General features: G+C 63.3%; 22 protein-coding genes. 8 read left to right on the top strand and 14 right to left on the bottom strand.

The features are described 5' to 3' along the window. Positions 1–2: 2 nt before the first annotated feature. Complete coding sequence (locus Y88_RS10200) at positions 3–2,990, bottom strand: glycosyltransferase (protein ID WP_008068872.1); 2,988 nt, start codon at positions 2,988–2,990, stop codon at positions 3–5. Between the two features lie 233 nt (positions 2,991–3,223). Between Y88_RS10200 and Y88_RS10205 the strand changes: the two genes are divergently transcribed. Genes Y88_RS10205 through Y88_RS10220 form a run of 4 tightly spaced genes read left to right on the top strand, consistent with a single transcriptional unit; the run spans position 3,224 to position 8,949 of the window. Further along, positions 3,224–3,997, top strand: coding sequence for an ABC transporter permease (locus Y88_RS10205; RefSeq protein WP_008068874.1), 774 nt, complete (start codon positions 3,224–3,226; stop codon positions 3,995–3,997). A gap of 11 nt (positions 3,998–4,008) precedes the next feature. After that, positions 4,009–5,271 carry an ABC transporter ATP-binding protein gene (locus Y88_RS10210; protein ID WP_008068876.1) on the top strand — a complete coding sequence of 421 codons (1,263 nt, stop codon included), beginning with the start codon at positions 4,009–4,011 and terminating at the stop codon, positions 5,269–5,271. Continuing rightward, positions 5,271–6,458, top strand: a complete 1,188-nt coding sequence (locus Y88_RS10215) for a glycosyltransferase (RefSeq protein ID WP_008068878.1) — start codon at positions 5,271–5,273, stop codon at positions 6,456–6,458. The genes Y88_RS10210 and Y88_RS10215 overlap by 1 nt, the downstream gene beginning before the upstream one ends. Further along, entirely contained in the window at positions 6,445–8,949 is a 2,505-nt protein-coding gene (locus Y88_RS10220) for a glycosyltransferase (protein ID WP_018075652.1), read from the top strand. The genes Y88_RS10215 and Y88_RS10220 overlap by 14 nt, the downstream gene beginning before the upstream one ends. 149 nt (positions 8,950–9,098) lie before the next feature. Here the strand turns inward: Y88_RS10220 and Y88_RS10225 are convergent, their stop codons facing one another. The 6 genes from Y88_RS10225 to rfbC all read right to left on the bottom strand — a co-directional run bounded on the left by Y88_RS10225 (position 9,099) and on the right by rfbC (position 14,470). Then, complete coding sequence (locus tag Y88_RS10225; protein WP_232281021.1) at positions 9,099–10,115, bottom strand: NAD-dependent epimerase/dehydratase family protein; 1,017 nt, start codon at positions 10,113–10,115, stop codon at positions 9,099–9,101. A 266-nt stretch (positions 10,116–10,381) separates the two neighbouring features. Further along, positions 10,382–10,843, bottom strand: coding sequence for a PilZ domain-containing protein (locus Y88_RS10230; RefSeq protein ID WP_008068894.1), 462 nt, complete (start codon positions 10,841–10,843; stop codon positions 10,382–10,384). Between the two features lie 173 nt (positions 10,844–11,016). Beyond that, positions 11,017–11,883: a glucose-1-phosphate thymidylyltransferase RfbA gene (gene rfbA, locus Y88_RS10235; RefSeq protein WP_008068896.1), complete on the bottom strand. Its 867-nt coding sequence runs from the start codon at positions 11,881–11,883 to the stop codon at positions 11,017–11,019. A gap of 47 nt (positions 11,884–11,930) precedes the next feature. After that, complete coding sequence (rfbD, locus tag Y88_RS10240) at positions 11,931–12,824, bottom strand: dTDP-4-dehydrorhamnose reductase (RefSeq protein ID WP_008068898.1); 894 nt, start codon at positions 12,822–12,824, stop codon at positions 11,931–11,933. Between the two features lie 3 nt (positions 12,825–12,827). After that, positions 12,828–13,901 carry a dTDP-glucose 4,6-dehydratase gene (gene rfbB, locus Y88_RS10245; RefSeq protein WP_198133355.1) on the bottom strand — a complete coding sequence of 358 codons (1,074 nt, stop codon included), beginning with the start codon at positions 13,899–13,901 and terminating at the stop codon, positions 12,828–12,830. Positions 13,902–13,906: 5 nt separating this feature from the next. Next, positions 13,907–14,470 (bottom strand): dTDP-4-dehydrorhamnose 3,5-epimerase, encoded by a 564-nt coding sequence (gene rfbC, locus Y88_RS10250; RefSeq protein ID WP_408637195.1) that lies wholly within the window; start codon positions 14,468–14,470, stop codon positions 13,907–13,909. 284 nt (positions 14,471–14,754) lie between these two features. Between rfbC and Y88_RS10255 the strand changes: the two genes are divergently transcribed. After that, positions 14,755–15,471: a PEP-CTERM sorting domain-containing protein gene (locus Y88_RS10255; RefSeq protein WP_008068902.1), complete on the top strand. Its 717-nt coding sequence runs from the start codon at positions 14,755–14,757 to the stop codon at positions 15,469–15,471. 43 nt (positions 15,472–15,514) lie between these two features. Here the strand turns inward: Y88_RS10255 and Y88_RS10260 are convergent, their stop codons facing one another. Genes Y88_RS10260 through Y88_RS10270 form a run of 3 tightly spaced genes read right to left on the bottom strand, consistent with a single transcriptional unit; the run spans position 15,515 to position 17,965 of the window. After that, positions 15,515–16,384, bottom strand: coding sequence for a hypothetical protein (locus Y88_RS10260; RefSeq protein WP_232281022.1), 870 nt, complete (start codon positions 16,382–16,384; stop codon positions 15,515–15,517). Positions 16,385–16,388: 4 nt separating this feature from the next. Beyond that, positions 16,389–17,108: an exosortase C-terminal domain/associated protein EpsI gene (locus tag Y88_RS10265; protein ID WP_008068904.1), complete on the bottom strand. Its 720-nt coding sequence runs from the start codon at positions 17,106–17,108 to the stop codon at positions 16,389–16,391. Continuing rightward, complete coding sequence (locus Y88_RS10270) at positions 17,105–17,965, bottom strand: archaeosortase/exosortase family protein (protein ID WP_018075654.1); 861 nt, start codon at positions 17,963–17,965, stop codon at positions 17,105–17,107. Before Y88_RS10270 ends, Y88_RS10265 begins: the two co-directional genes overlap by 4 nt. Positions 17,966–18,290: 325 nt before the next feature. On the opposite strand from Y88_RS10270, the gene Y88_RS10275 reads away from it, so the two are divergent. Then, positions 18,291–19,292: a hypothetical protein gene (locus tag Y88_RS10275; RefSeq protein ID WP_008068911.1), complete on the top strand. Its 1,002-nt coding sequence runs from the start codon at positions 18,291–18,293 to the stop codon at positions 19,290–19,292. Positions 19,293–19,456: 164 nt separating this feature from the next. Then, positions 19,457–19,996, top strand: a complete 540-nt coding sequence (locus Y88_RS10280; RefSeq protein WP_008068913.1) for a retropepsin-like aspartic protease family protein — start codon at positions 19,457–19,459, stop codon at positions 19,994–19,996. 18 nt (positions 19,997–20,014) lie between these two features. Here the strand turns inward: Y88_RS10280 and Y88_RS10285 are convergent, their stop codons facing one another. The 3 genes from Y88_RS10285 to Y88_RS10295 form a co-directional block, all read right to left on the bottom strand. Then, the gene (locus tag Y88_RS10285) at positions 20,015–21,145 is read right to left on the bottom strand and encodes a glycosyltransferase family 4 protein (protein WP_018075655.1); all 1,131 of its coding nucleotides are present in this window, start codon (positions 21,143–21,145) and stop codon (positions 20,015–20,017) included. Positions 21,146–21,209: 64 nt separating this feature from the next. Next, positions 21,210–22,415 (bottom strand): beta-ketoacyl-[acyl-carrier-protein] synthase family protein, encoded by a 1,206-nt coding sequence (locus Y88_RS10290; protein WP_008068916.1) that lies wholly within the window; start codon positions 22,413–22,415, stop codon positions 21,210–21,212. A gap of 11 nt (positions 22,416–22,426) precedes the next feature. Further along, positions 22,427–22,690 (bottom strand): acyl carrier protein, encoded by a 264-nt coding sequence (locus tag Y88_RS10295; RefSeq protein ID WP_157132633.1) that lies wholly within the window; start codon positions 22,688–22,690, stop codon positions 22,427–22,429. A gap of 439 nt (positions 22,691–23,129) precedes the next feature. On the opposite strand from Y88_RS10295, the gene Y88_RS10300 reads away from it, so the two are divergent. Then, on the top strand, positions 23,130–23,618 hold the full coding sequence (locus Y88_RS10300) for an acyltransferase (protein ID WP_008068922.1): 489 nt from the start codon (positions 23,130–23,132) through the stop codon (positions 23,616–23,618). Positions 23,619–23,746: 128 nt separating this feature from the next. Here Y88_RS10300 and Y88_RS10305 read toward each other — a convergent pair whose 3' ends face one another. Continuing rightward, a complete protein-coding gene (locus tag Y88_RS10305; RefSeq protein ID WP_008068924.1) occupies positions 23,747–25,225 on the bottom strand; it encodes a right-handed parallel beta-helix repeat-containing protein in 1,479 nt (492 codons plus the stop codon). Positions 25,226–25,442 lie beyond the last annotated feature (217 nt).

Here is a 25,442-nt window from a genome sequence, read left to right on the forward strand (position 1 = left end):
CTTCAGCCCCCGCCGACGATCCGTGCAAAGGCCGCCAGATCGATCCCGCCCACGACTTCGCGACGCGGCAGGACCAGCGGATGGCTGGTCCGGGTGACGAAACCATCGAAACAGGTGAAGCCGAAAGCATAGCTCGCCTCGCCCGCGCAATCGCCGACGGCCCAGTCGAAATCGCCATAAGGATAGGCGATCGCGTTCACTTCGCGATCAAGAGCATGTTCCAGCACGACTTTCGACCCGATCAGTTCATGGAACAGCGCCTCGGTGCCCAGTGCGGTCAGCGGCAAGTGGCGGACGCCGTGCGAACACACGCTGACGTCGTGGTCCTGCAGGGCGACGATTTCCTCCAGATCGAGGATCGGCGCGGGCTCTCCATACTTGCCGTCCCAATCCGCCGCGCCACCGATCTTGCCCGTCGGGACGAAAAGCGTCGCGGGAAAGCCATAGCGATGCAGCAGCGGCAAGGCGCTGTCGAGAAAGTCGCGGGTCGCATCGTCGAACGTCAGCATGACCGACTTTTCGGGCAGCGGCATTCCGGCGAACATCGCCTGAACCATGCGGTCGAGCGAAACGCCCTGCCAGCCGTTCCTCCGCAGCCATGACAGTTGCGCTTCGAACGCTTCGGGAGAAGTGCGCCACTGCGCCAGTGCAGGCGGCCCGTCGGCGACGATCCGATGATACATGAGGATGGGAAAATCGTGCCACGCGTCGGCCACGGGCACTTCGCGCCCGCCGCGCCACTTCACCATCCGGGCAATGCGTTGAGGCAAGAGCGGTGTCATGCGCCCTTCGCGACGCTCGGGAAGGGGCAAGTCCGGCCCATCGACCTTCACGAACCGCTGGATACGATAGACCGGCGTCGAAAATTCGCAGTCCAGCGCCAATCCCGGCGTGTTGGCAAAGACAGCGCCGATCCTGCGCGAACCGAAGGGATGCGGCCATCCGAAACCGGTTTGGCCCGGCTCGTCGGAGGCAAGACGCGCATGGGCGGTCACGAACCAGCCGCCCGGACGCAGATGTTCGGCAACCTTTGCCGCGAACCGCCCCAGCACCTCTTCATCCTCGAGATAATAGAGCACTTCGCTGCACACGATGAGATCGTATTGCCCGACCAGATTGTCGCGCAGCAGATCAAGGCGGCGGCAGGTCACGTTGCCAAGTCCGGCCAGCTTCCTCGCCGCACGCTCGACCGCCGAAGGCGCGATGTCAGTCGCAAGCACACTGTCGCATGTCCCGGCAAGCCTGCGGGTGAATTCCCCTTCGGCACAGGCGATCTCGAGCGCGCTGTCGAAGCGGCGACCATCGAGCAGGGCCATGGTCTGGTCGTATTTCAGCGCCTCGTAAGGGTTCGAATAGTCCCACGGATCCTTGTTGGAAAAGATGTCTTCCCAATAGGCCTCGTCGGTATAGTCGACTTCCTCGTGGAGTTCGGGCCCGGTTCGCACGTCCTCGACCGGCACATCCGGCAAGCGCGGTTCGTCCCGGGCAATCGCATCGCGCTCTTCAAAGAAGATCCTGGCGATGAAGTCGGCACGCACGGGGAGATCCCCATCCGCAGGGCGTTCGGGAACCAGCACGTCGGCAATGTCCCAGAACATCGCATCATCCAAATCCGACTGCGTCTCGGCCATCCGTCGCCCGACCGTGCGCAACCGGGTTCGCCCCAGTTCGCTCGTTTTCCCGCCAAGGCGCAAGGCCCAGAGATCATCGAGCAGGTTCAATCCGCGAACCTTGCCACGGATCTTGATCCCGAGATCATGGGCGCGGACACCATCGGTCACGGCCATTTCGAACCGCTCCAGCCGCCGTCCCTCGTACAGAAGATCGACGTGGAGGCGCTCGATCCCCGGCGCCTCGACACCGGGAACCGGATCGGCAAGGTCCACACCGAGAAGATAGCGGCTACCGATCCGGGCATTCGTCCCCGGCGGGCAATGCGCCACGATCCGCCTCTCGATCAGGCGCAGGATGCCTGCCGCCACGCCGAACCGATCCTCGGCCGCGCCAAGCCCATCGAACAGGGCGGTGATCGCTTCCCCGAATGCATCCCACAAAGTCGGCCAGGGTGCGCCCGGTCGGGCCGCTCCCACCACGAGGGCATCCTCGACCACAGCGGCCGCACTGTGGCGATCGGACACGGAGAAAGGAAATTCGGCGGCAAGGTCAAGCAGGGGCCCGCGCAAGTCAGCCCCGCGTCCGATCGCGGCCCCCGCCATCCACAGCGCATGGTACCACAATGCCTCGGGCAGTTCGGAAAGCGGAGCGCCATCGGCGAGCCCCGGCGCAGGATCGGAAACGCGCGGATCGGGCCCATGGCCGCGCCGGATGACCGCGAACCCGTCGGCGAGATGTCGCGCACTGTCCCCCGAAAGCGAGCCCGACCGGACATGCACGTCGACCCACAATCCTTCGACCGGCGCGAAGCGAGCGCCGGTCCGGGCGAGACGCTGCCACAAGTCGAAGTCTTCGCAGATCCGCAAGGCCGGGTCGAACCCGCCCAGCCGGACGATTGATTCGCGCCGTGTCATCGCCGCATGTATCGCAAAGGGACATCCGCGCGCCGTCGCCCGGACCGGATCGTCGATCGGACGAGCCGGATGAGGGTTCCACCACAACACGCCGTCGAGTTTGCGGCGCCAGCCGCAATGAACCAGATCGGCACCGGTCCGCAGGGCCGCATCCAGCATGACGACCAGATAGTCGGGCGGCACGGTATCATCGGAATCGAGGAAGACGACCCAATCCCCACGCGCCTCGGCAAGCCCCGTATTGCGCGCCACCCCGGCCCCCTGGTTATCCTGCCTGATCAACCGGATACGGGGGTCTTCCCGGACATGCCGGGCGACCAGACGGGGGGTGTCGTCGGACGATCCGTCATCCACGACGATGGCTTCCCAGTCGCTCTGACGCTGCAACCGCACACTCATCAGCGTCCGCTCGATAGTGTCGCGGTTATTGAAGGCGGGGATGATGAACGATACGGTCGGCATTGTTGATCCGATACACCCCGAACCCTTAACCATTGCCAGAATACACCGGGACGAACCGATTACAACCCGACGTCATGACGCGTCGAATTCTGTTATCGCCTTGTTGTCGTTTGGCCCTTTTTTTTTGCCGCACCGCACGATAGATCCTGTGTCGGAGACCGGGCAATGTTCACCATAAATATCCATTTTCGGATCATGCGTATCCTTAACGATACGCTTTACGGGGAACACGGATGAAGCTGTCCCGTAACATGCTTCATTGGCGCGACCTGCTGTTTGAACTGGTAAGCCGCGACCTCAAGGTGCGGTACCAGCGTTCGGCGATCGGCCTGGGCTGGTCGCTGATGAAGCCGCTGGCTCAGCTTGCGATCTTCGCGACGGTGTTCAGCTCGATCCTGCCGCTCGACATCAAGAACTACACCACGTTCGTCTTCACCGGCGTTCTTGTCTGGGCGTGGTTCAGCTCGTCGCTGACATCGGCGGCCGTCTCGATCGTCGGATCACGGGAAATGGTGCGGCGCCCCGGATTTCCGGTCAGGCTGCTGCCCGCACTCACCATCCTGAGCCAGGGCGTGCATTTCATTCTCGCCCTGCCGCTGCTCTTCGTCAGCTCGTGGATCCAGATCGGCCCGCCGCCGATTTCCGCGCTGGCCTTGCCCGCGCTCATCCTCGCGCAGTTCGTGTTCACGCTGGCGATCTGCAACATCCTGGCATCGCTGCACGTCTTCTTTCGCGACATCGAGCATCTCGTGGGCATCACCATGATGCTCGGCTTCTATGTGACGCCGGTGTTCTATCGCCCCATCGACGCCAATCAGGACTACTGGTTCCTGACGGCATTCAATCCGATGGCCTGGATCCTGGAAGGTTATCGCGCCATTTTCGTCGACCACACTTGGCCGCCCCTGTGGATCTACGGCTACGTGACAATGGTCAGCGTTCCGCTGCTGCTGTTCGGGCACTGGTATTTCGACCGGGTCAGCAACCGATTTGTCGACGAACTTTAAGGGACGGGCGGATGAGACAGGGCGCGATCGTCGTCAAGGACCTCGGCAAACGCTATGACGCCCGCGACGGGCGTCCGACAACGCTCAAGGGCTTCGTGCTCAGCCGGAACCGTGGACACCGGCACAGTTTCTGGGGTCTTCGCCACATCACGTTCAGCGTGCCGCGCGGCCGGGCGGTCGGTGTCGTCGGGCTGAACGGGGCGGGCAAGTCGACCTTGCTGCGCCTGATCGGCGGCGTCGGGAAACCCGATGAAGGCAGCATTTCGGTCCATGGCCGCATCGGCGCCCTGCTCGATATCGGCGTCGGCCTTACCGACGACCTGACCGGGCGGGAAAACGTCTTCGTGCTGGGCGTCATCGCGGGCATGTTGCGGTCCGAGATCGCCGCACAGTTCGACGCCATCGTCGCCTTTGCCGAACTGGAAGAATTCATCGACGCCCCGGTGCGGACCTATTCGTCGGGCATGCGCATGCGGCTCGCCTTTGCCGTGGCCGTGCACACCGATCCCGAAGTCCTGCTCATCGACGAGGTTCTGGCCGTCGGCGACAAGGCGTTCCAGCAGAAATGCTTCAACCGCGTCGCCGACATCCGCGCATCGGGATGCACGATCTTTCTCGTCTCCCATGACGTTTCGCAGATCGAGGATCTGTGCGACGATGTCCTGTTGCTGAGCAACGGGCGGATGGTCGCCTATGGCCCGCTTCGGGAAACGCTCGCGCTCTACAATTCGGCGGTCGACGCAAAGATCGCCGGAACCGAACAGGTCGCCCCGCCGCAATTCCGCCAGGACGACGGGATGCTCGCGTTCGGCGTCAACCGCTATGGCTCGGGCGACATGCGCCTCCATTCGGTCGAGTTCCGGACCGAACAGGGCGAGAGCTTCGACGAACTCCAGGCAGGACAGATGCTGCGCCTGCGCTTTTCCTACGAGGGCAAGGAGACGATCGAAAATCCGATCGCACTCGTCGGGATCTATGCCGACGACGACACCTGCGTCTTCGAAACCTGCTCGCAACTGGGCGAATGCACGCTGACGATGCCCGCAGGCACGATCGAGATCGATCTGTGGCGAATGGATCTCGCGCCGGGAACCTATCACGTCACGCTCGGCCTGTTTTCGTCCGACTGGTCCGAAGTCTATGATTACCATGCCGAAGTCTATCCGCTGAAAATCGGAGGCCAGATCACGCTCAAGGGCTATCTCAACCCTCCGACCGGCTGGCGAATGGTGGACGATGCCGAACCGGGCCTTGCCGCCCCCGGGGACAGCTGATGTCGCTTGCGGTGCTCGACCTCGACATCGACCACCTGCCCGACCGGCTGGACATCGAGGATCGGCATGACGGCGCGATGGTCCTTGTCCGGCTCGACGGCATTCCATGCGGGCAAGCCGTGCTGTGGAACAACGGGCCGGGCCACGAACTCCCCTTGCGCGAGCGCCTCCTGCTCGCAACCGGATCGGGCTTCTGGGAACGCTGGCTGAACCGCGAACTGGGCCTTCCGGCCGCCGACCCGATGCCCGAACGGCTCCCGGACGCGACCGTGGTCGTGTGCACGCGCGAACGCCCCGACGATCTGGAGCGCTGCCTCCAGGGGCTGCTCGCAATGCCCGGCCCGACCGACATTCTCGTCGTCGACAACGCACCGGCGACCGATGCTACCCGGCTGGTCGTCGAACGCCATCCGGGCGTGCGCTATATCGTCGAACCCCGGCCGGGCCTCGACTATGCGCGCAACACCGGAATCGCGGCCGCAACCGGAGAGATCGTCGCATTTACCGATGATGATGCCATGGCCGACCCGCTCTGGCTCCGGATGCTGCTGACCAATTTCGAGGATCCGCTGGTCATGGCGGCCTGCGGCCTGACCATGGCGCTCGAACTGGAAACCGATGCGCAAGTCGCGTTCCAGCGCGTCGGCGGCTTTGGCCGCGGGTTCAAGCGGATCGTCCACGACGGCATCACCACCGACCCATATGACAGCTGGCGCGCCGGTGCGGGGGTGAGCATCGCGATCCGCCGCTCCACGGTCGCTCTCATCGGTCCCTTCGACAACGCACTCGGCGCTGGAACCAGGGCGATGGCGGGCGACGAGACCGATTTCTTCCGCCGCCTGCTCAAGGCAGGGTATCGGATCGCCTATGATCCGCGCGCGCTGAACTGGCACCGGCATCGCCGGACCATGGCCGAACTGGAAAAGCAGATGTTCGGCTATGAATGCGGCTCGTTCGCGATCATCACGAAAGGCGCACTGTTCGAACGCGACCCGCGCGCGCTCGCGCAATTGCTGCGCTGGATGCAGGGCAACCTCCCGTGGATGGTGCGATCCCTGCACAAACGGCGAAACGGCAAGCTGCCTTTCAACACCGCGCGCACGCTGGCGCGCGGAGCCCTGGCTGGCCCCTGGCGTTATCTGCAAGCGCGGGCGAAAGCCCGACGGAGTGACCATGCCCGGCTCTGATTGGCCCGAAATCAGTATCATTGTCCCGTCCCACAATCGCGTCGGCCTGCTGCGCGAAGTGCTCGATGCGCTGGCCGGACAGATTGCAGGAACCCCTGCGTTCGAGGTCATTGTGGTTGCCGACGGCTGTTCCGACGGCACCGAAGGGGTCGTGGCGAGCTACGCCGCGCCCTATCCGATCGAAATCGTCCGCCTGCCGGGACAGGGCCCGTCGCGCGCGCGCAATGCCGGAGCCCGTGCCGCAAGAAGCGAATTCCTGCTTTTCCTCGACGACGACGTGATCCCGACCCCAGGTCTTGTCGCGGCCCATGTCGCCGCCCTGCGGGAAGCGCCCGGGCGGGCCGTTCTCGGGCCCTATCCGCCCGAGCCGGTCCCGGCCGGAGACCTCTTCCGACTCAGCATCAAGCGGTGGTGGCAGGCCCATTTCGACAATCTCGCCCGTCCCGGCCACCGCTATACCTATACCGACGTCCTGACCGGCAACCTGTCGATGGCCCGCGCCACGTGGGATGCCGTGGGCGGCCTCGACCCGCAATTCTCCCATGCCCGAGAAGACCTCGAACTCGGCGTGCGGCTGCTGAAAATGGGGGTGGAACTGCATTATGCCCCCGATGCCCTGGGCTGGCACCAGGAACATCTTACCGCTTCTCCTTCGAGCGCATTGCGCCGTGCCCGGCACGAGGGCCAGTCTGACGCCCTGATGGCGATCAAGCACCCCGACATCGCGGCCGCGCTGCGCGTCGCGCGGATGCTGCGCCGCCCCGGTGCCAGACGATCACGCAAGATCAGCTTCGTGCGCAAGACCGGCTTTCTGGCGGACCGCATCGTCAAGGCCGGGCCAGGCCTCCTCGAAAAGCTCGAACGGCTGGGATTGGTGAAGCTGCGCCGTCGGCTCAAGAACGCCCTGCTGGAATACTGCTATCTGCGTGGTGCGTTCGAAACCCTGGGCAACGACTGGGAACGGTTCTCGGCAGAGCCGATCCATCGCCCCGATCACGCCGAAATCGAAATCGACCTTGCCCACGGTATCGACGCGGCCGAACAGACGCTGCGGGAACGACGCCCGACTTCGGTCCGGCTCGTCCACGGCCACCGCGAAGTCGGCACGATGCCCTGGTCCCCGGCGGCGGAACGATGGAATGCGCACCACTTGCGCCCGTTCCTTGCCCGTCGTGCGGCCTACGGCACGATCCCCTGGCTTGCCCATGACAAGTACGGTGGCGAAGCCTGGCGCTGGGAATGGTTCGAAGGCCTGCGCCGCCTGGGCAATCTGGACTACATGGCGCACTATTCCGAAGGGCAGCAGCAGTGGCAACGCCCCACGCCCCCGGTCGAGCCGCGCCCTTACGTCCCCGACCGCCGCATCTCGACACGGGCGCGACAGGCGGTCCGACGCATTCTGGGCAACGGCATCTGCGTCCGCGCGCAATCGAGATCGCGCGACGAGACTCTGACGGCGGCACGCGGCTGGCTGCTCACGTTCGTGTTCTTCATCCACGCGATGATCGGCACTGCCGAATACCTCGGCCCCGATGCCCACGCGACCCATTACGTGCTCAAACTGCTGGTGCCTGACGTCTCGGCGTTCTTCTTTCTGGCCGGCATGTCCGCGACGGGGATGCGCGGCAAGCGACCTGGCGCGATCCTGCGGCAATCGCTGGTCTTCCTGCTCTTTGCGATGGTCTCGCATATCGGCGGCTTTGCCATCCTGCTAGCAGGACATGCCTTTGCGACGCCGCTCGACGCGGTGAAGGGACTGGTCGTGCCGTTGATCACCGGCACCGACACGTCGAGCTTCGTGGGGTGGTTCTTCATCGCGCTGGCGATGGCCCGGCTCTATGCCTACACGTTCCTGCGGTCGCGGCTTCTCTTTGCCCTGTTCGTCGGGATCACGGTGCTGGCGATCCGCGCCGGACAGCATCTGGGCATTCCCGACAACGTGTTCGAATGGCGCAACTGGCCGACGGCGACGCTGTTCTTCCTGATCGGCACCCGCATTCCCGACATGCGCAAACTGCCCAACTGGGCGGGGACTACGGCACTTGTCGGCACGGTCCTGCTGGCACTCGTCAATCGGCACGGTCTCTGGCGCCTGGGTCCGTGTCTGACGTGCGACCCGCTGTTCGCGGCCCAGCCGATGATCGGCCAATACGGCTCGATCTTCGTCTATGTGCCCCAGCAGATCCTGTTCGTCGTCACCCTGCTGTGGATTGCGCAGCGCACGGCCCGGACGGCGCCCGGCGCCGTCGCACGCTATTTCGGACGCGCGTCGCTGCCGATCCTCTTGATGCACGGCTGGGTTCTGCTGACGCTCTATCCGGGAATGCTGGCGGCCCTGCCGCATCAGGAAACGCCGTTCCTCTATGTCGCCGTCTATAGCTGCGGCGTCGTCGTGCACGGCCTGCTGTTCAGCCTGTTCGAAAGGCCGATCCACCTCATTCAGCGCGCGATTTTCAAGCTGAGTTATCTCGGCAGCGCCCGCCGCGCCTGACCTGCGGGCCGGACCTGACGTTCGGCCCGAAACCTCGTTTCCAGATTTGAGCTTTCACGTCGGGCCCCTCGCGAAAACAATCGCGCCGACCGTCACCGGGGAATTCGCCCGGCAACGATCGGCGCGATCGTCGTGTTCTTGAAAATGGATCAGAGGCGAATCGGCGACGGAGCCTCTGTTTCGGCGCCCTTCATCACGGTGTCGCGGAACCATTCGAAAGTCCGCTTGATCCCTTCCTCATAGGATACCCGCGCCTCCCAACCGGGCAGGATCTTGCGGCACAGCGTCAGATCGGGACGCCGGTTGGTCGGATCCTGCGGGATCGGAGGGCACATCTCGACGATGGTGCCCGGGACAAGCTGGGTGATGTAATTGGCGATGTCGATCACCGACACTTCGCGATCGTTGCCGACATTGAGCGGGCCGACATAGTCGATGTCGTCGAGCCAGAAATAGCGTTCGAGCGCATCGACGATGTCGTCGACATAGCCCCAGCTGCGAGACTGCTGCCCGTCGCCATAGACCGTCAGCTTGCCGTTCGTCAGCGCCTGGCTCAGGAAATTGGAGACCGCACGCCCGTCATCGGGACGCGTACGCGGACCATAGACGTTGAACAGCCGCACGATGCGAATGTCGACACCCTGGGTGCGATGCATTTCGAACAGCAGCGATTCGGTGCAACGCTTGCTTTCATCGTAGGACGAACGCGGACCGGTGCAGTCGACCTGCCCCTTGTAGGTTTCCGGCTGCGGCGTGATCTTGGGGTCACCATAGACTTCGGAAGTCGAGGCGAAACTGACCCGGCCACCCGGAGCGAGCATTTCGAGCAGGTTCAGAGCACCGAGCAAGTTGGCCTTGATCGTGCGAACCGGCTCACGCATGTACCACGGCGGCGAAGCTGGCGAAGCGAGGTGAAGGATTTCATCGAACTTTTCCGCAGTTGCGAAATTCTCCACATCGCACTGGACGAAATGCAGACGCGGATCGGTGATTCCGGCAAGATTGTCGGGAACCCCGGTCCAGAAATTGTCGACGACGACCAACGAGTCCATATCGCTGCGCTTCACAAGGCGATCAACGATATGTGAACCGATAAAGCCGGCCCCCCCGGCCACCAGCACCTTCTTGCCCATAGAATCAGCTACCCACCCCGTGTCAGATTTCATCTGTGTAACACAGGCAGATTAACTCATCATCCACCTGAATCAATTGTTCAATAAGGGAACAATCAATAAAAACCTTCAGGAATCGGATACTTGATGGGCGAATCCGAAAAAGTCTTCCAGAATTATTATCCTTTTCCCTAAACCCTTTATCCGCCACATCCCAATTATCGCAGGCGTGAAATGCACAAAGGGCGGCGTCGGTAAAGCCCCACGCCACCCCGGTTTCGCGTAATTTGACAAGTGCGCGAAAGAATCAGGACAAAGCCTTAAGACCGCCCGCGCGCGCCTTCGACCAGAGCCGCCAGCGTCTCGCCAACGGCAAGGCTGAGGCTCACAAGCACGCCTCGCGCCGATCCGCCATGCTCGATCAGGGGCTGCCCCGCCGAAACGCCGACTGCCTCGCCGGGAAAAGTCGCAATATTGTCTGCCGGACGGATGGAATGCACGATAGTGGCCGGAACTTCCTTGTCGAAGCTGAACCCGTACACCGGATGGTTGGCCCACACCACCTCTGCGTCGACACGGCCGACACCGACGATGCCGATGGTCACCTTGCTACCGGTGGCAAGCGGCGTTTCGCAACGCGCCCGAACCCCGCCGCGCGAGATGTCCTCGATCACGATCTCGAACGGCACGCCACCCTGGCGCAGCGTCCCCGACAGCGTGACAGCGCGCCGCAGAGCGCCGCGATTTTCCGATTCCTGGTCGTAGAGAGGATTGCAGCTCATCAGACACCCTTTCCGGACGGCCCGATCGAGCCCGACGCGATATGGGAAAGTACGCGTCCGATGTTTACAGTGAACCACAAAGATTCGGTTAATGCCGCACGTGATGGCGCCGAGGCGAAAGAGCCGGCGCCGACTTCAAGCCCCGCCCTTTCGCGTCTTGCGCATCGCAAGGTTCAGGCTCGCAACAACCGGCGGACATAGCCCCCGTAATCGCCCTTCCCCAGCGCGGCCGCGCAACGTTCGAGCCCGCCGGCGTCGATAAATCCTTGGCGAAAAGCGATTTCCTCGGGACAGCAGATCTTCATGCCCTGACGCTTTTCGAGCGTTCCGACGAACTGGGCCGCGTCGAGCAGGCTGTCGGGCGTTCCGGTGTCGAGCCAGGCGAACCCCCGCCCCATCAATTCGACATGCAGTTTGCCCCGTTCGAGATAGGTGCGATTGATGTCGGTGATTTCCAGTTCGCCACGCGCCGAAGGCTTGAGCCCGGCGGCAATGTCCACCACATCGGCGTCATAGAAATAGAGCCCGGTGACCGCCCACGACGATTTGGGCTCGACCGGCTTTTCCTCGATCGAGACCGCCCGCATCGCCTTGTCGAATTCGACCACGCCGTACCGTTCGGGATCGGCGACGTGATAGGCAAAGACCGTCGCACCTTCCGCCCGGCGACGGGCCGACGCCAGCAGCATGGTCAGGTCGTGCCCGAAGAAGATGTTGTCGCCCAGAACGAGGCAGGACTGCTGTCCGGCGACAAAATCCGCGCCGATGACATAGGCCTGGGCCAGTCCGTCGGGGCTGGGCTGCACGGCATATTCGAACCGCATCCCCCACTGCGACCCGTCACCGAGCAGGCGCTTGAACCCCTCGCTGTCGTGGGGCGTGGTGATGATCAGGATCTCGCGAATTCCGGCCAGCATCAGCGTGCTGATCGGATAATAGATCATCGGCTTGTCATAGACCGGCATCAACTGCTTCGAAACCGCAAGGGTAATGGGGTAAAGTCGTGTGCCGCTGCCCCCAGCCAGAATGATCCCACGCATATCCCGATCTGCCCCTTGTTGTTGCCCGTTGTTGTTGCCCTGCGAAATCAGGCGAAAGCGCCTGAAGCCACGAGACGATCGATCACCGGTCCGAGCGAGACCCGCCACGGGGGCAGGATCACGCCATGCAGTTCCGCAAGCTTGCCGCAATCGAGCCGCGAATTGGCGGGTCGGGGTGCAGGCGTCGGAAATTCGTCGGTCGTGATTCGCGCCACGCTGGCGACCGGCCCCCCACGGGCTGCCGACTGCTCGAAAATACCCTCTGCGAAATCGGCCCAGCTTGCTTCGTCGCGTCCCGCCATGTGGAAGACGCCGCGCAACGCATCGGAACGATCCGCGACCAGATTGCGCGCGATCGCAATGATCCCGTCCGCGATGTCGAGCGCACTCGTCGGATTACCGACCTGATCGGCGACGACCCGCACTTGCGGGCGATCGACCGCCAGCCGCAACATGGTCTTGACGAAATTGGTGCCGAACGGGCTGTAGATCCACGCGGTGCGCAAGATGACATGGTCGGGCGTGATCGCCGCGACCGCCCGTTCCCCCGCCAGCTTGGTCACGCCATAGACGCCGAGCGGATCGGTCGGATCATCCTCGCGCCAGGGGCGATTCCCGGTCCCGGCATAGACATAGTCGGTCGACAGGTGAATGACCGGGACACCAAGGCGCGCCGCCTCGGCAGCGACGGCCCCGGCTCCCGCGCAATTGACCACCATGGCCAGATCCGGCTCGGCCTCGGCATGGTTGACCGCGGTATAGGCCGCAGCCGAAACGATCACGTCGGGCGCGAACCGGTCAAAAACCCCGGCCAGCGTCTCGGGCCGGGCAAGATCGATCTCGGGACGCCCGATCGCCGCGATCGTGCAACCCGACGATGCGCTCCGCTCGCCCAATGCCTGTACGACTTGTCCATGCGTGCCGGTAACCGCGATCCGCATCGGTCAGACCGCGTCCTTTCCGACCGGGGCGGGGCCATCGATGATGCCCAGCCGTTCCCCGGCGTAACGGGTGCTGAGCGGACGCCACCACCAGGCATTGTCGATATACCAGCGCACCGTCTTCTCGATCCCCGTTTCAAAGGTTTCCTGCGCTTTCCAGCCCAGCTCCGTTTCGAGCCGGGTGGCATCGATCGCATAGCGTGCGTCGTGGCCGGGACGGTCGGTGACGAATTCGATGAGATCCGCGTGACGACGCCCGCCCACGAGCCGGTCGAGGATTTCGCAGATCCGGGTGACGACGTCGATGTTGCGCCGTTCGTTGCGCCCACCGACGTTATAGGTTTCGCCCACTTGCCCGGACGCGGCGATCAGGTCGAGCGCGCGCGCGTGATCCTCGACATAGAGCCAGTCGCGAATGTTCTCGCCCTTGCCGTAGACGGGCAGGGGACGTCCGTGGAGCGCATTGAGAATGGTCAGCGGAATGAGCTTTTCGGGAAAGTGATAAGGCCCGTAATTGTTGGAACAGTTCGAGACGACGACCGGCAGGCCATACGTGCGCTGCCACGCCTTGGCGAGATGGTCCGAAGCCGCCTTCGACGCCGAATAGGGCGAGCTTGGATCATAGGGTGTCGTTTCGTGGAACAGCCCGGTATCGCCGAGCGAACCGTAGACTTCGTCGGTCGAGACGTGAAGGAAGCGAAAGGCCTCGCGCGCGCCGCCATCGAGTTTCGACCAATAGTCCCGTGCCGCTTCGAGCAGCTGGAACGTGCCCACGACATTGGTGTTGATGAAATCGGCAGCCCCGGTGATCGAACGGTCGACATGGCTTTCGGCGGCCAGATGCATGACCCGGTCCGGGCGAAAGGTCTCGAACGCCTCGCGCATCGCGGAAGCGTCGCAGATGTCGGCGCGCAGGAAACGATAGCGCGGGTCATCGGCAACAGCGGTCAGCGAGGACAGGTTCCCCGCATAAGTCAGCTTGTCGACGTTCAGAACCTCTGCCCCGCGCTCGAGCACGAGATACCGCACCAGCGCGGATCCGATGAAGCCGGCTCCACCCGTGACCAGAACGCGCAACGCCATCAGTTCGCAACCTCGAAATAGGAAGGCAGATCGGCCAGCCGGGGCTGCACCTGATCCTTGGCCGACAGCTTGGTCGGATCGGCGACATCGGGCCAGGCGACGTTCACGTCCGGATCGTCCCATGCCAGCCCGAGATCGTTTTCACGGCTGTAATAGGCCGTCACCTTGTAGGCGACGACCGTTTGCGGAACGAGCGTGCAGAAACCGTGCGCGAAACCGGACGGAATCCACAACTGGTTGCAATCCTGCGCCGTCAGCGTCGCGCCTGCCCACTGGCCATACGTCGGCGAACCGTGCCGCAAGTCGACCGCCACATCGAAAATCGCCCCTTCGACACAGCGCACGAGCTTGCCCTGGGCAAACGGTTCGCTCTGGAAATGCAGTCCCCGAATCGTGCCTTGAGCCATGCTGAGCGACTGATTTTCCTGCACGAATTCGACCGGAGCCACTTCGGACGAAAACCAGTTTGCCCGAAATGTTTCGACAAAATAACCGCGATCGTCTCGAAGTATCCTCGGCCGTATTTCAACGACATCACTGATCGGCAACTTTATCGCTTCCACTTCGAAACCCCTATGCCTTCGGGATGACCGCCGTTCGAAACATCATTCTCACTTTGAGCCTATATCGCGTCTGCGAGATGAGGCGCAACCATGGGTTGGAGTTTGCGACTCGTTTCAAAATGCAACAGGCATTCAGCAAGTCACTGTTTAAGGCCTATTTTCCGGAAGCCCCCCGGAATTCCCCCCGCTATGGTCTTTTCACAAAAGATAGTTTACAAATTCTTTGCGTTTGCGACACCCCGAAATGGTGAGCAAGTGCAGGCAGCGTCGATCGCTTGAGGGATATGAAGATCGGACGACTGCACGAAACCGGGCAGGAAAGTGAGCGGCTGGGCATGGACAACAAGCGACAGAACGGCCTTCTGGCAAACGAACGCCGTCGCCAGACATTCGTCACCGTGGCGATGCTGGTCATCGTCGGCGCGGGTCTTTTCGGCGGCAATGTCGCCCGCGGCCTTTTCGTGCCCTCCGACATCGTCGCTGCGGTTCAGGCGGGCCAGAACGGTCAGGGCGGGATGCACGGTTCGGGTCATCCGGGCGGCGCAATCGTGCGCTTTGCCCTCGCCCCGCATCTGGGTTCGGACCTCGGTCTGCCCGGCCATCGCCATCGCCATATCGCCGGACACGGCGGCGCTCCGGGTCAGGATGGTCAGACCACCGTTCAGGACACCATGATCGCGCCGGAGAACATCCTTGACGGCCCGGGCAGCGACAACGAGCAACTCGCACTCAACATGCCCGGCATCGAAGGACTGGGCCGGGGTATCCCCGGACTCAATCCCGGATCGAACGGCAGTTCGGGCGGCGGGTCCAGCGGCGGCGTCGATCCGGGCCTTGCCGGTCCCATCACCGCAGGGTCGGACATCAATCCCTATACCAACACGCCGACCGCTCCCCTTCCCGAACCCGAAACCTGGGTCATGATGGCTCTGGGCTTGGCGTTCAGCGGTTGGGCCGCGCGCCGTCATCGGCGCTCGGCGGCCGGACTGGCGACGGCCTGATTTCAGCCGGAGCACGCGCCGCCGTCCTACCGGCGCTGGTCGTTTACGGCGTCGGCACCATGCCCTGCTGATAGGCGATGTCCGCAGTACGACGCAGATGCGCGAGCGTCAGGGCCAGCGCCTCATCGCGCGCTTCTTGCTGCAACAGGCTTCGCGCCAGCCTTTCGTCCCCGGCAGGATCCGAGGGCGGGACGAGGCTCGAAACAACCGCTTCGCCGACGCTGGCCTGCCCCTCGCTGCGCACGATCGCGGTGCCCGGCGCAAGGCGAGCAATCGCCTCGGCCCATGCCGGATCGACGTCGCGCGTATCGACCAGCATGAATTGCGTGCGACAGGCGCCCCCCGCAGTCCGGCACAGCCCATCGAGCGCCGATTGCGGGATCGTCCCCGCCGCAGCCCCGCCCGCATGTCCCTGCCCCCGTCCCTGTCCCTGTCCCTGTCCTGCGGCCGGTACGACCACGCGCCGGACCACCAACAGGCGCCTTGACGCAAACATCCAGGGACGCTCGGCCATGGCACGGCGGAGCTTGTCCGGATCGGGCTCGGGAACTTCGGCCAGCAGTCGATCGCCGAGGTGATCGACGAGCAGGATCTCGTCCCCGCGACGGCGTGCGGCAATGTAGTCGGGACTGCGATCGACAAGCGCGTCGCGGGCCGCGCCGATCAACAACTTGCGATCGACAAGCGCGCCCAGCGCGAGGGCCTGCGCCTTCTTCCCGTCGAGATGGCGGAATCGCGGATCGGAGGACAGCTCGACCAGAAGATCGCGCTGGGTGATTTCCACCCCGTTGACCCGGGCCACGACCTGCCCCTTGGGCGGTTCCTTGCCACATCCCGACAGGACGAGCACAGTCGCCAGGACCGTCGCCGACAGTTTCACCGGTTTCATCATCGGACGGGCTCGCAATGTCATGCCTTCATCCATGGCCGAGCAGGATCTCCCGCCCCGCCGTATCGAGATGGGCGAGCAGTCCACCAGCAAAACCGCGCAGGGCCTCCAGCGCGACCGATGCCTCGCCGCCGATCGTCGAAACGCGCAACAATACGCCTTCAGGCAACCTGCCGCGCAGATTCTCGCGCGCGACGGCCAGCCGCTGCGCCCGGTTGCTCGCGGGAAATCCCGCCCCCAGCCGGACCCAATACAGCACGTGTTCCACCCGGTCGTCCCTTCGCGCGGTGAAGAATGTCGCCGTCATTCCGGGCGGCAGCGGCGTCCCCATGGGAACCGGTCGCAAAGGCGAAACGTCGTACCCGAACGCGGGATAGCATTCCTCGGGCCGATGCACCGCCAGCCCCGGTTCGCGCCCGGCCCCGCACGCGACCAGCAGCATGATCGGCGCAGCATCGTCGCGCCGGTAAAGGCGCATGAGAATGTCGGAATAGGTGAGCGCGGCAAGATCGCTGTCCACCGGCGCGATCAGGTCGCTGGTCCCCGCCTCGACATAGGGAGGCACACGACGGGGCAGCACGCGATCGAGCGTACCCGCCCCGACCGGACTGCCGACCGCCCTGGGCCGCAGCAGCATCGCCCCCCCGACCGTTGCGGCAAAGATCCCGCCCAGCACGAATTTGCGACGGGTGATCGCGTCCCGGTCCGCCCCGGCCCCGACCGATTCCGTCACGACCGCCCCAGTCATGACCGCACCAGTCGGGAAAGCAGGGCATCGACCGCCAGCAAAGTTGCCAGCGCGACGACGAACATGACGATGCCGGTGCCGCGATGCAGGATGCCCTGCGCCACTTCGTCACCCCAGACATGCGTGACCAGCAGGAGAATGACGATCCGGGCAAGATTGGACAGAACCGCGATCGGCGGCACGAACACGCACAGCGCCAGCGCATGGCGCCAGCGAGACCGGTGCCGGACGAAAATGTAGAACAGGCCGATGGCAAAGAGGCTGGTCAGCGAATTGAGCCCGGCACAGGCGTCGGCCATGCGCAATTCGTACTGATCGACATAAAGGTCGAGACCGCTGCTCGCCGCATCGATGCCGCACAGCCAGAGAATCTCGACCGCCGCCCGCGACAGCCAGACCGAAAGCGCATCGGCAAGCGACCCTGCGAGCCGCGTCGGAACCGGCGCCGCAAAAATCAGGTAGAGGAAAGCGAACCAGCGGGCGGAAAGCGCAGGCCACCCCGCCACCGCAAACAGTGCAAAGGCCCCGATCGCCACCAACGTCGCCCAGGCGAGAGCGAGCACCCCGGTCATGAGTGCCAAAACGTAAGCGACCAGCAGGACGCCAAGCAAAGGCCACATCAGGACCATGCGCGCGCCGGAGAGTGCCCCGCCCTTTTCCCGCGCCCCGGTTTCGCGCAGGATCAGCCAGAGACCGCTGCCCAGAACGATCGGCCCCTGCGCCCCTTGCGCGGTGGACCATGCGCCGACCCACAAGGCATGCAGCGCCGGAAGCGCCAGAAGCAGGAGCCCCGCCAGCAAAGCCAGGTCAGCATGGGCAAGGCGGCGGTGCGGCCAGCCTCCTGCCGGTTGCGGCATGCGCACGGCTCCAACAGATGATGACCATGCCAAGTTCACTCGCAACCATTTATCGGGACTTGCGGGATCGGAAAAGCATTGTTGCGCCCAAAATCCCGGCGAACATCGTCCAGAATTGGTTCACCACAAATCGGCACAACGAAACGAAAGGTCATGCCCGTCCAATTTCGCGACAGCAGCCAGTTCACAGGCCAGCCAATCCCTTGACTTGGGGAGGCTTTACCCCCCATTCAGGATCGGTCGAGGGAGCGGGCCGCACGTATCGCGCACCGGACGGGGAATTGCCGGACCGCGCGGATGAGGTGCGGACGGCCAGGGGCAGGGCATGAACGAAAACGAAGACAACAGGCCGGAAACCTGGGGGCTGGAAACCAAGCAGCGTAAGCGCAAGCGCATCCTCAAAAGCATTCCCGGCTATCTGTGGATCACCATCGCCCTTGCCTGGTTCGCTTATGAAAGCGCCCACTACATCGGCCTTTTCGCCAAGTTGTCGGAATGGGAATTCGGCACCTTCGGCATCAGTTGGCCGATGTTGACGTTCTGCGTCCTTGCCGGAGCCTTCGGCATTCCCGGAATGCTGCTGATCGCGGCAGCATCCCGCGAGGCCAGGCGAGACGAGGAAAAGGCCACCATCGAAGCCTCGCTTGCCGCAAGTGCCGCTGCCGAAGAGGGCGAGGAGGAAACGCCCGTCCATCCCGATATCCAGCGCGCCGAACGCACCGCCCGCCTGCTCAGCCGCGTCACTCGACTGGCCGCGATGGGCGCGATTGCCTGCCTTATCCCGATCCTCTTCCTGCCCGGGATGCAGGATCATCCGCGTGCCATCAACGCCGACGCCCCCGGCACCGAGATTTCGGGCGAAGGTCCCGCCCAGTTGACCGGAACGGTGCTCCTGTCCCGCACGGCGACGCTCGAGCATTCCTTCTTCGGTTTTCGCCGGGCCATGCACATCGCCCCCGTCCTGCCGCCCGCCGGTCAGGACACCATCCATGTCTTCGTCGAAATCACCCAGGACGATCTCGGCGTTGCGCGGGAACGCGGCACCCGGCTGGCCGTGACCGGTACGCTGGTGCGTCAGGGCATGCCCGGCGCCCTGCGCGTCCTCTATCACAATGCCGGCATCGACCTCGCCGAGGAAGGCTATGTCCTCTATCGGTATCGCGGCTCGATGCTGCGTCCCTATATCGGGGGCTCGGTGCAATGCGCGCTGATCGGGCTTGCCACGCTGCTCCTGTGGTTGTGGCAGCGGCGCCACCTGCGCGCCCTTGTTCGCGAAGAGGAAAAGAATGTCCTCGAACTCGATCCGGGGATGGACCTTCCCGCCTGACAGACCTGCTCGCTGACAGGCCTGCTCGCTGACAGGCCTGCTCGCTGACAGGGCGTGACCATGCCCCTCCGGATCGTTCCGGTTCTTCGGAGAATATTTTCTTAACAGCCGATCAACCATCCGTCGGCACGCAAATTTCAGGGACCGCGACATAGGCTGCGGCCATGTTCCTGTCAGCCAGCCACAATCCGTTTGCGGCAGCGGTACTGCTCCTTGCGTCGCTGGGCACGTTTGTCTGGGCCGACAGACAGGACCGATTCCCCGACCACACCTCGACGGCGATGGCCGTGCTCGACAACGGGGCGAACCGCGATGCGGCATCGCCTCCGGAGACCGGGCTCCCCCGTATCATCCGGCGGGCGCCCGACGGCATGTTCTACGTCTCGGGCAGGATCAACGGCCACACCATCCGCTTTCTGGTCGATACCGGTGCCAGCGTCACCGTGCTGACCCCGGAAGACGCCGCAGTTGCGGGGCTGCACAACGCCCCCGGTTCGTCCGCGCGCGACATCACGACCGTAAGCGATACCATCTCGGGACAGGAAACGAGCCTTGCCCATCTTCACGTCGAAGGCAGGGACATTCAGAACCTGCGCGCGACGGTTGTCGATACCCGGATCGGCGTCTCGCTGCTCGGTCAGGATGCGCTCGCGCGCCTTGGCCCGATCACGCTTTCGGGCGGAACCATGACACTGGGGCAGTGATCGACCGAACGGTCGTCGTCAGGCCATCCTTCCGGGCGCACGATCGGTCAGTTCGTGAATCGCGGCTTCGACATGGTCGCCCCAGGCGCGCCAGTTGAGCACGTCGTCGTAACGCCTGCGCGCGGCGGCACAGACCCCAGCGAAGCGCGCCTCGTCCCGCCACAAGTCGAGAATACGGTCGGCATAGGCCTCCGGCCCGGCATCGAGCGACAGGATCAGGCCGGTCTCACCATCCCGCACGATCGTCTCGATCGCACCGGTGCGCGCGGCGACCACCGGCCTCCCGAATGCCGCCGCCTCGCAATAGACGATCCCGTAGGCTTCCTGACGGCTCGGCATCACGAAGAAATGCGATTTCCGGTAAAGGTCGACGAACTTGCGGTATTGGGCCGGGTCACTCTTGTCGAGCATGCCGTGGATGGTGACGCCCTCGACACCCTTTGCCTCCGCAGGCTCTCCTCCGACGATATGGAGGCGCGCGTTCCCGGTCCGGCGGCGCAATTCGCGCCAGATGTCGAAGACCAGCGGCCCACCCTTGCGCTCCCAGGCATAGCCGACGAACAACAAGGTCAACGGCTCGCCCGCCCGGGGCGGCTCGTAACCGGGATCGACATCCAGATTGGCGCCCATCGGCGCCACCGACAGACAGGGCGCGGTCAGGCCGTAGTGCTCGGAAGCCCCCTTCGCGCCCCAGTCGGAAGCCATCAGCACCCGGTCCGCGCGTTGCAGGAATTCCCGCTGGACCCGATCCCCTGCGGCCCGGAAACGGGGGCCGAGCGTCGCGTATTTCTCGTAATAGTTCATGACGGTCATGAACAAGGCGTCGGTCGCATAGACGATCGGCCACTTGCGTTCGATCCCCGCGAGCTTGTGCGCAGCCGAAACCGCAACGATGGCGTCGGGCCGGATGCGTTCGAGCGCGGCATTGACGACATGGGCATAATAGCCGGTCACCAGCCTGCTACGCCGACAGACGATGCCGTATCGTTCGAATTTCGACAGTTTGTCGACCCAGTGATCGGCGCGCGGCGTATCGATCACATGGGTATCGGGAAAACGCCTCCGGATTTCCTGAAGCGAATACCACGGGATGCCGCTCCATGACGCCTTGGACGAAGGAGTCGAGAGCGCGATATAGGCTATGCGCAAGGGACCTCTCCATTGCCGAGCGGGAACGATTGCCAAGACAGCAGAGAGTTACCTCCTGAAAATCCTATACCTTCCCGAATATAAGCACAGCGTTAAGGCCGCCAAAAGCAAATGAATTGGACATGGCCGCGCCAAGGTGTGCTTCGCGCGGGCCGTCGGGGACCATGTCGATGCCCAGTGCCTCGTCCGGCTCGGTGCAATTGGCCGTCGGCGGCACAACCTGCCGGGCAAGGGCCATGACCGTGACCACAGCCTCCATCGCACCGGCCGCCCCCAGACAATGGCCCAGAACGCCCTTGGACGAAGAAACCGGCGGCGGGGCCTCGCCAAAGACCTGGCGAATCGCGCGCGCCTCGGTCTGGTCGTTGATCGCCGTCCCGGTCCCGTGCGCATTGATATAACCGACCTGCCCCGGATCGAGCCCGGCGTCGCGAAGCGCCAGAGACATCGCCGCCGCAATGCTGGTCTCGTCGGGCGAAGTCAGATCTCCGGCGTCGGCATTCCCGCCAAAGCCGATGACCTCGGCCAGGATCGTCGCCCCCCGCGCCGTGGCGTGGTCGAAATCCTCCAGCACCAGCATCGCCGCGCCCTCACCCAGGACGAGACCATTGCGATTCTTGGAAAACGGACGACAGGTGTCGCTCGACAGGACGCGCAAGGCTTCCCAGCCTGCAATCGTCCCGGCCGTGATACAGGCCTCGCTGCCCCCGGCGACCGCCACTTTGACAGCGCCCGAGCGCACCATCAGGAAAGCCTGTCCGATGGCATGGGTGCCCGATGCGCAGGCGCTGCCCACGGCATAGCTCATGCCCTTGATACCGAGATCGATCGTCACCTGACTGGGCGCGGCATTGAACATCAGGCGCGGAACCGTCAGCGGATGCATCCGCATCGTATCCTCGCCATAGAGGCGATAATAGGAATCATCGAGCGTCCCGATTCCCCCGACACCGACGCCGACGATGCAGGCCGCCTCGCGCACGTCCTGCGAATCGCGTTCCAGCCCCGACTGCGCAAAGGCTTCGCGCGCGGCGACCACCGCGAACTGGGAAAAACGATCAAGCGCGCTCAGCCGTCGCGCGGGGAAATGGCTGGCCGGATCGAAATCAGCAACTTGCGCCGCGATTCGGCAGGACACGTAGTCCTGCCGGGCAATCCCATGCAGCGCCCGGATGGCGGTGACACCATCGCGCACCGCTTCCCAGCTCGATGCCACGTCATGTCCGGCGGCAGACACCATGCCCACGCCGGTAATCGCGACACGTTTCACTGCCCTGTCTGTCACTGTCCTGTCTGCCGTTTCTTTTCGAGCTCGGCATCCACCATGCGCACGAGGTCGCCGACGGTCATCGAACTTCCGGCAAGGCCCTCGTTGGCATTATAGTTAATCGCGATCCCGAACTTTTCCTCGATCGCGAACAGGGTCTCGATCACGTCGAGGGATTCGAACCCCGCTTCGGTCAGGTCCGTATCGCTCTGAAAGTCTCCGGGATTCCGGCCCAGTTGCCCGGCCACCACGTCCCTCACTATTCCGAAAGTAGACATGGTCACCCCACCTTCGCCAATGAGCGTTTCGAAGTCGTCATCGTTTCAGCCCCCCAAAAGCCATGATGAAAATGACTTGATTCAATGACATTCGCAAGGCGACTATCACACTCTCCAACCATCATGGACCAATCGACGACAGAACATAACAACAGATGTCCCATTCGAGGACGGAACGCCCGATTGTCACGACGGGATCATGGCGATACCCATTGCGGTGGGAAACAGCCGTCGATGCGGGATCGGCACCGTCTTGCCGACAATGACGACACGACGCGCGCCCCGGAAAACATGGTAAACAACAGGCCGGTCGAACAAGTTCCGACTTCCCCGAAGAGCGGCATCCGGGCGGAAAAATTCAGACGGGATGTTCCCCTGAACATCCTTCTGTGATTGAGTCCGACCCGAAGTTCATACCGGCACACAGGAGCGGCAGGGGATGGCAAGTCTCAACAAGTTGCGGGGAATTCAGCGCACGCTGATGAAAGCGCGCATCTTCCTGATGACGCGCGTCTGGAAGATGTCGATTCACCCGACCGCCCGAATCTCGATGACGGCGAAGCTGGACAAGACCTATCCCAAGGGCGTTCACATCGACCGGTTTTCCTATGTCGCGTTCGGTGCGACCATCCTGTGCCACGACATGACGCGAGGCCTTTACACCGATACCCATATCGGACCGCGCTGCTTCATCGGCGCGCGCAGCCTCATCATGCCCGGCGTTACCGTGGGCGAGGGATCCATCGTGGCAGCCGGGGCAGTCGTCACGCGCGATGTCCCGCCGGGGTCGATCGTCGCGGGCAACCCGGCCACGATCATCCGCAGCGGGATCGAGGTCGGACCTTACGGACGCTTCGCCTCGGCCGGGATCTCGCCCGAAGACCAGAAGCGCTATGACGAGGTGGTCGCGCGCGAAGGCGGCGCGTAAACCTCAGGGCGGCAGGGTCGCCCCACCCCCATACGACAAACGGCCCACTCCCGCCGGGGGAATGGGCCGTTCGCGAATTGCACCTGATGGATCAGGCATCCCGGCAATGGGAATGCCTCATGCCGGGCTCAGAGAACGAGGTCGGCTGCGACCAGGCTCTTCACGTTCAGGAGTTCGATGGTGAAATCGGCAACGCCGTCACCGTTGAGGTCACCCGAGACATAGGAACTGCCGTTGACGACCTGATAGTGCAATTCGCCCGCGTGATGGGTGAAAGCGGCCGTTCCGATATAGCTGAAAGCCTCGTTGGTCGAAGTCCCGGAAATCGCATCGACCGCCGAAAGGTCGAGGTGGTCCCCCTGCGAATGGCTGAACCCGACGATGACATCGGGCGTCGACATGCTGGTCCCGGTGAGGTCGCTGGCATGGAACGCGAAGGTGTCCTTCGACCACGTGCCGAAGATCGTCTCGTGCGCCGCGCCGGTGCTGGTTGCAAGCGTCGGAGTCGTGGCATAGGTCGTGTTGGTGCCGCTGGCGGTCCCGTGGAGTGCAGCCTGATCGGCGACCAGCGACGCGAACTGGCTGGTGGTGATGTAGCTCTTGGGAAGGTCGCTTCCGAGCAGCGTCGAATATTGCGACACCAGCGACTGACCACCGTCACCCGAGATCGGGATGACCTTGTTGTTCTGATAGCTGGTGAACGTCGAATTGGTCATCTGCAGTGTCGTTGCGGCATTGTTGTCCGCGCTGACGCCCGTGCTGTTGATCACCGTCAGCCACGACGTCGTGTTCGCCGAAGTGCTCAGCGAGCCGACCACGTTGCCGCTGACCGTCGCGCCGTTGACGTGGGAAAGCAGGATGCCGTTCCACAGGCCGCCGATGACGACGTTGTTGGTCACCGTGACGTTCTGATAGGGCAGCGTGCCGACCTGGTCGGAAATGAACACGCCCTGGATCGGGTCGCCGCTGCCGGCATAGAAGACGTTGCCGGTGACAGTGATGTCATGGGCCGACGTGGTCGTGTTGGTGGTCCAGAACTGGATCGCGTCGGGGTGGTCGCCGCTCGCCGGGTGGAAATCGGTGAAGAAGTTGTTCGCGACCTTGATCTGGCTGTTGCCGCCGCTGTCGATCCCGTCAGAACGGATGTCGTGGAAGTAATTCCCGCTGACCGTCACGTTGGTGTTGTTGAGCAGCGTAAGACCAACGCGGGTGTGGGTGAATTCCGAGTTCGTGACCGTGACGTTGGTGCTCGAACGGATGAAGAAGGGCGACTGCGTATAGCCGGTCGAACCCGCGGCACCGGTAACGGTGACATGGTCGAACGTGATGTTCTTCGAATTCGCGACCTGGAAGGACGAGGAAGTCGTGACCGCATTGAGGTTGAGGTTCGAGAACGTGATGCCCGAATCACCCGATACGGTAAGTTTCGTGATGACTGCCTTGTTGGTCGGGTCTGCCGAAGCAATGGTTATCCCGGAGCCATAGTTCATATTCGAAATACTGACGCTCGAATATGTTCCGGCCTTGAGCAGAATAGTGTCGCCGGACTTGGCCGATTTGAGAGCCGAAGCCAGTTGGGTATTCGTCGCAACGGTGATCGTTGTCATGTTAATGCCTCGCGCCCCGTGAACGGGTTCTGGACGAACCCCCTGTGACGCTTGGATTTCCGCACCCTCGCTTTATAAATTTGTTCCGTTCATGCTTATCAGCGCATTAGGAATTAGTCTCCAATCCGGTTAGTAGACTGAAACGGATTGGCTTTTCCGCCAATTTAATCCGTATGCAAACGTATTCCTAAATTCAGGAATAACTCCAAAGTCACTC

The organism is Novosphingobium nitrogenifigens DSM 19370, from assembly GCF_000192575.1.
In the GTDB taxonomy this organism is placed as follows: Bacteria; Pseudomonadota; Alphaproteobacteria; order Sphingomonadales; family Sphingomonadaceae; genus Novosphingobium; species Novosphingobium nitrogenifigens.